Below are 9,515 nucleotides of genomic sequence, written 5' to 3'. Positions count from 1 at the left end.
ATCCTGGTCGCCTCGTGAGAGCGACCGCCCACCTGGGAAACTCAGGTGATCAGGCGTGTGTCGTGGAGCCCCATGATGATCATGGTCCTGTGGTGCAGATCGGCAAGTCGCTGCACGTAGGGCTCGCGTTCCCGCTGATGGTGCTCTTCAAGCTGAGCGGTAAAACGCATCTTGATGGCTTCAGGACCTGTCCACGCCTCAAGCCGCTCCCGGTCGACCTGGTACCGGACCTCAAGGTCCGCCAGCGCGGCCAAGGTGGTTTGAAGCTCATACAGGAGGTCGTCGGGCTAGCCGGGCGTCTGTGTCAAAGGTGCAAGATGTTGTTGCGCGGCAGAGCTACAGGTCATGGGTGCTCTCCCTGTTCTGGACGGCACCCATGGTAGCACCATCGAGATCACACAATAGGATGATGCCTCGCGGCAGAACAGCGCGTGGCTCCTTCCGATGCCTGGAATGGGCGCTTACCCCGAACCAGCAAACCACAGGAGTAGAGGTGCATTGAGCTAATTAGCTCAATGCACCTCTACTGGATGAACGAGGCCATGCCCGCTACTTCTTCCATCGCCTGCAACGGTCCTGTTAGACCCGCATTGCGGCCTCCACCACTGTCAGCGCGGTCATGTTCGTAATTCGGCGTACAGTGCTCGTAGGCTCCAAGACATGGACCGGTTTCGCCGCTCCAAGTAGGATTGGTCCCACCGTGATCCCCTGCCCTGCCACAGCCTTGAGAACATTGAAGGTGATGTTCGCTGCGTCCAGATTCGGCATGACAAGCAGGTTCGCTTCAGCCGTCAGGCCAGCGCCGGGAAACACATTGTCAAGGGTGCCTTTGTTAAGCGCCGCGTCGCCCTGCATCTCACCCTCAACCTCCAGATGAGGGGCCCTCGCCTGAATCAGACCAAGTGCCCCTCTCATCTTCGCTGCGGACACAGTTCGTGCACTGCCAAAGCTGGAATGGGAGAGAAGTGCAACTCGTGGTGTCACACCAAAGCGGCGCACCTCCTCGGCAGCAAGCAGCGCGATATCGGCGATCTGCTCGGCGGTCGGGTTCTCGTTGATGTACGTGTCAGTGATAAACAGCGTCTGCTTTGGCAGCATGAGGACGTTCATGGCTGCCAGGGTGTTTGTGCCCGCCCTCTTCCCGATCACGTCCACCACATGTCGCAGATGAGTGTCGTAGGAACCGAAGGTGCCGCACAGGAGGCCGTCGGCTTCACCACCGCGCACCAGCATGGCACCGATCAGCGTACTGTTCCGGCGCATCTCGACGAGAGCTGCGTCACGGGCCAACCCCTGCCTGCGGCAGATCTGATAGTATTCGGTCGCGAGCTTGCTGAGCAGCACTTCATCATCCATGCTCACCACCTGATAGTCGCGGCCTTCTTCAAGCCTCAAGCCCAACTCGGTCGCTCGGGCACGGATAACATCAGGTCGACCGATCAGCAGGGGCTTTGCCAGACCTTCCTCGACTGCCACCTGCACAGCCCGAAGCACCCGCTCATCCTCCCCTTCAGCATAAGCGACCCTCTTTGAGGATTGTGCTGCTGCCGCAAACACCGGCTGCATGATTGTGCCCGAGCGGTACACGAAGGTCTGGAGCTGATCGCGATAAGCCTTCAGGTCTGCCAGCGGCCGCGTGGCAATGCCAGAGGCCATAGCGGCCTGCGCCACTGCGGGAGCAACTGCCGTGATAAGGCGTGGATCAAAGGGGGCTGGAATGAGGTACTCTGGCCCGAAGCGGATGTCCCGTCGCCCGTAAGCTGCAGCCACTACATCAGACACATCTTCCTTGGCCAGAGCCGCAATGGCTCGCGTGGCTGCAAGCTTCATCTCCTCATTGATGTTGGTTGCGCCCACATCAAGCGCCCCGCGGAAGATGAAAGGGAAGCACAGGACGTTGTTGATCTGGTTCGGGTAGTCCGACCGGCCGGTTGCAACGATGCAGTCGGGGCGCACGGCTTTTGCTGCCTCTGGCCGGATCTCCGGCTCAGGGTTGGCCAGAGCCAGGATCAGGGGCTTTTCCGCCATGGCCTCGACCATCTCAGGCTTCAGGACACCGGCCATCGACACGCCCAGGAACACATCTGTGCCTGGCATGACGTCTGCCAGTGTCCGTGCCTCTGTGGCTTGGGCATAGCGCTCTTTTTGGGCATCCATCCCCTGCCCTCGCCCTTGGTAGATGACACCCTTGCTGTCCGTGACCCACACGTTCTCACGCCGGACGCCAAGCCCCACCAGGAGATCGAGGCAGGCGATCGCCGCAGCCCCGGCCCCCGAGCAGACGAGTTTGATCTCCTCCATCCGCTTGCCGACGACCTCCAGGCCGTTCAGCACACCAGCGGCTGCAACAATGGCTGTGCCATGCTGATCGTCATGAAACACCGGGATCTGCAGGCGTTCGCGCAGCCGGCGCTCGATCTCAAAGCATTCAGGGGCTTTGATGTCCTCAAGGTTGATCCCGCCGAAGGTGGGCTCAAGTGAGGCAATGATGTCAACGAGCTTGTCGGGATCGGTCTCATTGACCTCAATGTCGAACACATCGATGCCAGCAAACTTCTGAAACAGGCAGCCCTTGCCTTCCATAACGGGTTTGGAGGCAAGCGGACCGATGTTGCCGAGTCCCAGTACGGCTGTGCCGTTCGAGACCACGGCCACAAGGTTAGATCGGCTGGTATACAGGGCGGCAGCAGCCGGATCGGCATGGATGGCCATGCAGGGAGCAGCGACACCAGGCGAGTAGGCCAAAGCCAGATCGCGCTGGTTAGTCATCCCCTTGATCGGCAGGACAGCGATCTTTCCGGGTCTTGGAAAGCGGTGATACTCCAATGCACTCTGGTTGAGAGCCTCCGTCCCGCTTTGATCAAGGTCAGCGGTGCTTGAATTGACCTCTTGGCCCATAGGGCTCCTCCCGGCTGCTGTTCTGTTCTTCGCCCCCTACCCTCATCAAATAGCGCTCAAGGTTGTGGCGCAAAGGCCAACCTTGGGAGGCCTTGTATGAATTAGGCAGCGCCGTCTGCTATGATGTCTTCCCCGGTCGTGTGCCACAGCGAGAGATCTGAGGCCTTAGCTACCATTGGGAGGTGCAAGAGAGTTTGCGAAGTTAACCAACCAGGCCTCAATCAAGCTTGGCACCTGATGAGCGAACTGCTTCTCCCCATTTGGTCAGATCATCAGCTATTAGAGCCGAATATTCCTCAGGGGAGCTTGGTGCAGCCTCAGCACCGTCCGCGATCAGCCGCTTCTTCATATCCTCCGACGTGAGCACTGACTGCAGCTTTGTGTTCAACAGCTTGATGATCTCGACGGGTGTACCAGCAGGGGCAAGAATGCCGTAGTTCAAGACAGCCTCAAAGCCAGGCAGACCTGCCTCCGTCGTTGTTGGAACAGAGGGTAGGGTCGGCGAGCGCGTTGCACTGGTGACCGCGAGGGCTCGCAAGTTGCCGCCCTCCACCTGAGAGGCCACGGACGAGGCAACGCTGAATGAGACATCCACCCGGCCGCCAATCAGGTCGGTGATGCTCGGGGCCGTCCCACGGTAAGGAACGTGCGTCATCTTAATCCCGGCACGAGAGGCAAACAACTCTGCGGCGAGATGAGATCCGGTGCCGACACCGCTTGAGGCGTAGTTGAGCTGACCAGGAGGGCGTTCTTTGGCAAAGCTAACAAACTCGCTTACTGACGTGGCGGGCAGCGATGGATTCACCACCATCACCAGTGGGATACGGGCCACAAGGCCAGCCGGGGCAAAATCCTTGCGCGGGTCGTAAGTAACATTCTTATACAGGTAGGGGTTAATGCCAAGGGTGCCTGTATGGCCCAGCAGCAAGGTGTATCCGTCAGGCGCTGCTCGTGCAACGGAGGTTGTGCCCAAGACACCGCCCGCACCGCCCTTGTTCTCAACCACAACCCGCTGGCCTAGCGCCTCTCCAAGCTTATCGCCGACAATGCGTGCCATCGCATCGTTCCCGCCACCGGGAGGGAACGGAACCACAAGGGTGATTGGTCTTGTCGGATAGTCTTGGGCCTGAGCGGCGACAGCCCCGAAGAGCGTTAGGACGGACACTGCCATTGCCATGACAGTCGCCGAAGGGGAGAGCTTGCATCGATGGCCGGGGAACATGTCTATATCCTGCGAGGTGGAGTGCTTAGAACTTAGGGTGCTGCCACAGTTTTTCAGGCGGAGTCATCGCGCTCAGATCCTAATTTCATAACAGTCTGCGAGAAAGTGCTTGGATCAGATTAGCGATAACTCGATCGTGAGATCCAGATTTGGCCTTCATATGGATGTCCGCAGGTTCTGTCGCAAACTTGGATTCTACTTGTCTATACTGGCGAGCTCGCGCTGGTCGGCTACTGTAGAATCAATGGCTTTGGGGTCGTCCAAGAAACGCCAACCAGATTCGTGACGCGTCGTGAGGTGCCCAACGGCGCGGACCCGCTGGGCGGTTACTCAGGAGAAAACCATGACAGCTTTCCGGCTAAACTTAGTTCAGCCTACAGGCTCTGACATCTGGCTCAGATCAAGGCGGAATGGCTCACCGGTCTCAACCAGGGTCTTCAGACGGGAAAGAGCCTCGGTCCAGCCACTGCCAACAGCATGGTAGGTTGCGGTCTCGCTCTCGAAGGTGTCATGCACCAGGGTTAGTTTGCAGGCGTCCCTTCCAATGGGCGTGATCTCCCATGCGACCCGCGATGCCTGATCCGCCGCGACATCCGGTGCCCACTTGGCGTGAAAGGTCATCACGAACCGGTACGGCGGCTCGAACTCGGTGATCTGGCCTGCAATCACGACATTGCCGTTCATGATCCACTCGATAGTTCCTCCCTGATGCCATTGCGTCCGCGAGTTCATGTTGAAGTGCTGCCAAAGCGGCGTTTTCTCATCGTCGGTGATTACCTTCCACAGGGCCTCGGCAGGAGCACGCATAAACATCTCATAGACATGCTTTGGGGCTGTGTTCGACATCGATGAGCCTTTCTGTTCCAGTTGGATTTTGAGATCACTCATTGCCTGTACGAAGGACGACGCGTAGAGGGAAATCCAGCGATCACTGATCTGCTGTATTGGAGCGGGGTTGAGGTAGTGAAACTTCTCCCGCCCCACTTTGCGCGTCAGGATGAGATGGGCGTCCACCAGCACCTTGAGATGCTTCATCACGCCGAAGCGGGTCATCGGAAGCTGGGCTTCGATGTCGCTGAGGGTCCGTCCATCCTTGTCCCGTAGGAGATCAAGAATGGTGCGGCGTGTGGCATGGCTGAGAGCGCTGAAGACATCGTCCATAGACCTAAATTACGTGAACATAAGGTAACGTGTCAAGGCGGTCACATTTTCTGGTCTGATGATATGCGGCTCGGACGCCCTCTCTGCGGTTAATATTCAGACATGACTTCTGCTTGGCTTAAGAAGGCGCTCAAGGAACAGGTGAGCCCAAAGCACCAGGTGCCACGATGTTGCTTGAACTAAGCAAGGAGCAGTTGGGCGTTCTGAGACGAGCCCTCGAAGCGAGAGCCCGTGATATGCAAATGCGTCTCGGCAGCGATCCTGGCGACGAGGGCCTCCGGCGCGAAGCAACGCTTACCACACAGCTTCTTCGGCGGGTCGAAGCCATGGAAAGGCAAGCCGGTCACCGCGCCAGGGGTATCGGGAACATCGAGTCGATGCCGGAAGACGATGAGAACTGAACAGCAGCACGTCATTCCACCGACAAACCGTCGTCAGTCTATGTTCCCAGACTGTCCTGTAAGAGGTCGGTTTGACCATCTGTGTCGGCAGACAAATCTTTCGGTCTTCGACACCTTGGCCGAGGCCCGTTTGGGCAGATTCGTATTGATTGGCTCTCGCCCAAGCTGAGTGCTATCTGCTATCTTAATCCAGCAGATGTGCCAACCCGTGAGGCGGATCATGCAGGTGGAGACGCACTATGCCAGGAGCGGCGATCTACGGATCGCTTATCAGGTGGTTGGCAAAGGACCCCTCGATCTGGTCTTTGTTCCTGGCTTTATCTCCAACCTCGATCACTACTGGGACGAACCTGCCCTGGCGCATTTCCTTAATCGCCTGGGTTCGTTCAGCCGTCTCATCCTGTTCGACAAGCGCGGGACTGGCCTCTCCGACCGCCTTGGAGCCTTGCCGACCCTTGAGGAACGTATGGATGACGTGCGAGCCGTCCTGGATGCGGTGAACAGCAAGCGAGCGGCCCTTTTCGGCATTTCTGAAGGCGGTGCAATGAGCATACTGTTTGCTGCAACGTATCCTGAGCGCACCCAAGCACTGGTTCTATATGGAGCCTACGGTCACTTCCCGTCCTGGGTTCTGCCTCCTGATAAGCTTGCAGCGTTCCTTGAGATGATCGACCGGGACTGGGGTACTGGCACAAGCCTGAAAGCCTTTGCGCCCAGCAAACTGTCGGATGAACGCTTCAGACGCTGGTGGGCACGGTTTGAGCGGCTGGGAGCCAGCCCATCTGCTGTGATTGCATTGATGCAAATGAACAGTGAGATCGACATCCGCCATATCCTACCGGCGATCCGGGTGCCGACCTTCGTCCTGCACCGGACCGATGACCCAAGGGTCAACGTCGAGGCAGGACGTTACCTCGGGGCGACGATCCCTGGTGCAAAATACGTCGAGCTATCCGGTTCTGATCATGTGGCATGGGTCGGCGACGTGGACCGTTTGGCCGATGAGATCGAGGAGTTCCTGACAGGAGCCCGAGGCGCTCCCGAGCCTGACCGGGTACTTGCGACCGTGCTGTTCACCGACATTGTGGACTCGACCAAGAGGGCTGTGGAACTTGGCGACCGGCGCTGGCGGGGCCTGCTGGAACAGCACGATCAGGTCATTCGGGAGGAGCTTGCTCGGTACCGTGGTTGCGAGATCAAGACCATTGGTGATGGGTTTCTGGCCACCTTTGACGGTCCAGCCCGAGCCGTCCAGTGTGCAAGCGCGATCATAAAGCCGATACGTGCGCTGGGCTTGGAGGTCCGCTGTGGTGTGCATACGGGCGAGATCGAAACGAAGGGCGACGACATCGGCGGCGTTGCCGTTCACATTGCAGCCCGTATTGCTGCCTTGGCTGAGGGTGGTCAGGTGTTGGTGTCCCGAACGGTGCGCGATCTGGTAGCTGGGTCTAACCTGCTCTTGGTGGAGAAAGGTGCCTATACCCTTAAGGGCTTGAGCGAGGACATGCTTTTGTTCGCAGTCGCGGCCGAGTGGCGGACGCTGAGACCGATTGCGTGAACTCTACTGAAACGATCTTCGCGTGTGAGCGTGGTTGTTGTCGCGCAGATGCTTGAGGAAAGCGTCCTGGACCGTTGCAGGAGGTTGTGCGGCCACTTTCTGTCCCTTCAGAAGTGACCTTAACAGGAGGCCAGCAAGGGACCTCAGCAATACCAACATGATGTCCGCCGCGCCAATTAGCACTTGTGGTAGCTCTAAAGCGAACGAAGTCTGGACAGCCCATATCAGAGTATCCAGGAACTGCGCCGAGGGTCCCATGGATCGCCAGGAGCACAGGGTCGAGCGGCGGCTTGCCGCGATCTTCGCTGCCGATGTGGCAGGCTATTCACGCCTGATGAACCAGGACGAGGTCGAAACCCTCCGTATCCTTACTGCCCACCGGCAGATCATGGACCAGTTTATTGCTGAGTATAGCGGTCGTATCGCCAACACGGCGGGGGACAGTGTTCTGGCCGAGTTCCCCAGCGCTGTAGATGCCGTTCAATGTGCCATTGCTATTCAAGAGGCTCTTACGCAAGCCACTCAAGGGATGCCCGTGTAGCAACGTCTCCTATTCAGAATCGGAATACATGTCGGGGATGTGATGGTCCAAGGAGGCGATCTGTTAGGTGACGGGGTGAATATCGCTGCCCGACTGGAGGGGCTTGCCAATCCCGGTGGCATTTGCATCTCGGAAGCTACCTTTAACCACTTGCGAAAGGCAGTGCCGGTCGGCTTCACCGATCTCGGGCCCCAGGCGGTGAAGAATATTGAGGAACCGATCCGCGCCTATGCCGTGAAGGCGACCTCGTCTGCCACAGCCGGAATAGTGCAGGCCAAACCGCTCCCCTTCCCAGATAAGCCCTCCATTGCCGTCCTGCCTTTCACTAACATGAGCCCTGATCCAGCGCAGGAGTTCTTCGCCGATGGCATGGCCGAGGACATCATCACCGGCCTGTCCCGCCTCCGGTGGTTGTTCGTCATCGCCCGAAACTCGACTTTCACCTACAAGGGCAAGGCCGTCGATGTGCGACAGGTCGTTCGGGAGCTTGGCGTCCGCTATGTGCTGGAAGGCAGCGTCAGGGCGTCTGGCAAGCGCATCCGAGTCACAGCCCAGTTGATCGATGCGGAAGCAGGCAAGCACATCTGGGTCGAAAAGTATGACCGGCAACTTGAAGATGTCTTCATCGTGCAAGACGAGATCACAGCCAGCGCTGTCGCAGCAATTGAACCACACCTATATGCTGAAGAAGGTGCTCGCGTAGCCAGTGAACCTCCTCAGAACGTCAGCACGTGGGGCCTTGTCGTCCGCGCCATCGGTTTAGTCAGCAAACTCGGACGCCAGGAAAGTGACGAAGCCCGTTCTCTTCTTCAGCAGGCTACTGCTACAGAACCGAGTTATTCCAAGGCTCACGCGATCCTAAGTTGGGCTGTCTGATGGGCCGCATTCAACTACTGGCTTCCTGATGAACGCAAAGGAGTTGAGGAAGCTCAAAGGCATGCTGAACGGGCCCTTGTTCTCGACGCGAGCGAGCCTTGGGCTCGCATGGTGCTGAGGATGTGTCTGACTTCAGGTGGTCAGCACGACCGAGGTCTGCACGAGCTTCAGGCAGCGCTTCGGGCAAACCCGAACTTTGCATTGGCCCGTGCGCTCTCCGGGTGGGTCCTCTCTTGGACTGGAAGGTTTGATGATGCTGTGGTGGAAACCCAGACCGCACTCAGTTTAAGTCCAGCGGATACATTCCTTAGCCTCTATGAATTTTGCCATGGCTCTGCCCTCTTAGCCGCACGTCGTTTTAAGAAAGCCTTACCTTGTATTCGCGATGCCATCGTCTCTTTTCCAGGATTCCCTGGACATTACGCCTTGTTGATTAGCTGCTGTGGGCATCTCGGACTTTGGCAGGAAGCGGAAGTGCTTTTGGCGCAACGGAATTTGCTTGCTGGCCCACCGCTGACCGTCAGCTTAGCTCGTACCCAACTGCTCGGGTTTGAGCAGGGGCTGGTTCTTGTGGAGGGGTTGATCAGGGCCGGTGTTCCAGAAAGCTAAGTCATTATTCAGTTAGATGAGTGCGCAATTCAGGTCGCGTACCTGATCGGGATGATGAGGATCACTCGCGAAGAGGGCTGGCCTGATCACCGGCAGCATATCGCTCCCACAGAATTCCTCCCCATCAGGAACCTACCCGGGGTGACGCCGCACCTCCCGAGGGGCGCGTGTTGTTCTTAGCTGCCAGGGCTTTGGTCATCAGTTGATATCTCAAGCCGTTCCATCGACACCCATCCCACACATGTCCTG

The 9,515-nt window shown here is 58.1% G+C and carries 9 protein-coding genes; 5 read left to right on the top strand and 4 right to left on the bottom strand.

The window, feature by feature from the left end; genetic code table 11:
- Positions 1–41: 41 nt before the first annotated feature.
- The 4 genes from JKG68_RS29100 to JKG68_RS29085 all read right to left on the bottom strand — a co-directional run bounded on the left by JKG68_RS29100 (position 42) and on the right by JKG68_RS29085 (position 5,281).
- Positions 42–254, bottom strand: coding sequence for a hypothetical protein (locus JKG68_RS29100; RefSeq protein WP_202065558.1), 213 nt, complete (start codon positions 252–254; stop codon positions 42–44).
- 325 nt (positions 255–579) lie between these two features.
- Positions 580–2,898: an NADP-dependent malic enzyme gene (locus tag JKG68_RS29095; protein ID WP_202065557.1), complete on the bottom strand. Its 2,319-nt coding sequence runs from the start codon at positions 2,896–2,898 to the stop codon at positions 580–582.
- Between the two features lie 217 nt (positions 2,899–3,115).
- On the bottom strand, positions 3,116–3,955 hold the full coding sequence (locus JKG68_RS29090) for a Bug family tripartite tricarboxylate transporter substrate binding protein (RefSeq protein ID WP_202065556.1): 840 nt from the start codon (positions 3,953–3,955) through the stop codon (positions 3,116–3,118).
- A 534-nt stretch (positions 3,956–4,489) separates the two neighbouring features.
- The gene (locus JKG68_RS29085) at positions 4,490–5,281 is read right to left on the bottom strand and encodes an ArsR/SmtB family transcription factor (RefSeq protein WP_202065555.1); all 792 of its coding nucleotides are present in this window, start codon (positions 5,279–5,281) and stop codon (positions 4,490–4,492) included.
- Positions 5,282–5,517: 236 nt separating this feature from the next.
- Between JKG68_RS29085 and JKG68_RS29080 the strand changes: the two genes are divergently transcribed.
- The 5 genes from JKG68_RS29080 to JKG68_RS29060 all read left to right on the top strand — a co-directional run bounded on the left by JKG68_RS29080 (position 5,518) and on the right by JKG68_RS29060 (position 9,266).
- The gene (locus JKG68_RS29080) at positions 5,518–5,682 is read left to right on the top strand and encodes a hypothetical protein (RefSeq protein ID WP_202065549.1); all 165 of its coding nucleotides are present in this window, start codon (positions 5,518–5,520) and stop codon (positions 5,680–5,682) included.
- A 220-nt stretch (positions 5,683–5,902) separates the two neighbouring features.
- Positions 5,903–7,240: an adenylate/guanylate cyclase domain-containing protein gene (locus JKG68_RS29075; protein ID WP_202065547.1), complete on the top strand. Its 1,338-nt coding sequence runs from the start codon at positions 5,903–5,905 to the stop codon at positions 7,238–7,240.
- A gap of 256 nt (positions 7,241–7,496) precedes the next feature.
- Positions 7,497–7,781 carry a hypothetical protein gene (locus JKG68_RS29070; RefSeq protein ID WP_202065546.1) on the top strand — a complete coding sequence of 95 codons (285 nt, stop codon included), beginning with the start codon at positions 7,497–7,499 and terminating at the stop codon, positions 7,779–7,781.
- A gap of 18 nt (positions 7,782–7,799) precedes the next feature.
- Entirely contained in the window at positions 7,800–8,657 is an 858-nt protein-coding gene (locus tag JKG68_RS29065; protein WP_312891028.1) for an adenylate/guanylate cyclase domain-containing protein, read from the top strand.
- A gap of 108 nt (positions 8,658–8,765) precedes the next feature.
- Complete coding sequence (locus JKG68_RS29060) at positions 8,766–9,266, top strand: tetratricopeptide repeat protein (protein WP_202065544.1); 501 nt, start codon at positions 8,766–8,768, stop codon at positions 9,264–9,266.
- Positions 9,267–9,515: the final 249 nt, after the last annotated feature.

Origin of the sequence: Microvirga aerilata, assembly GCF_016743775.1 — a bacterium.
GTDB lineage: Bacteria > Pseudomonadota > Alphaproteobacteria > Rhizobiales > Beijerinckiaceae > Microvirga > Microvirga aerilata.
This window is presented reverse-complemented; position numbering and strand designations above follow the sequence as displayed.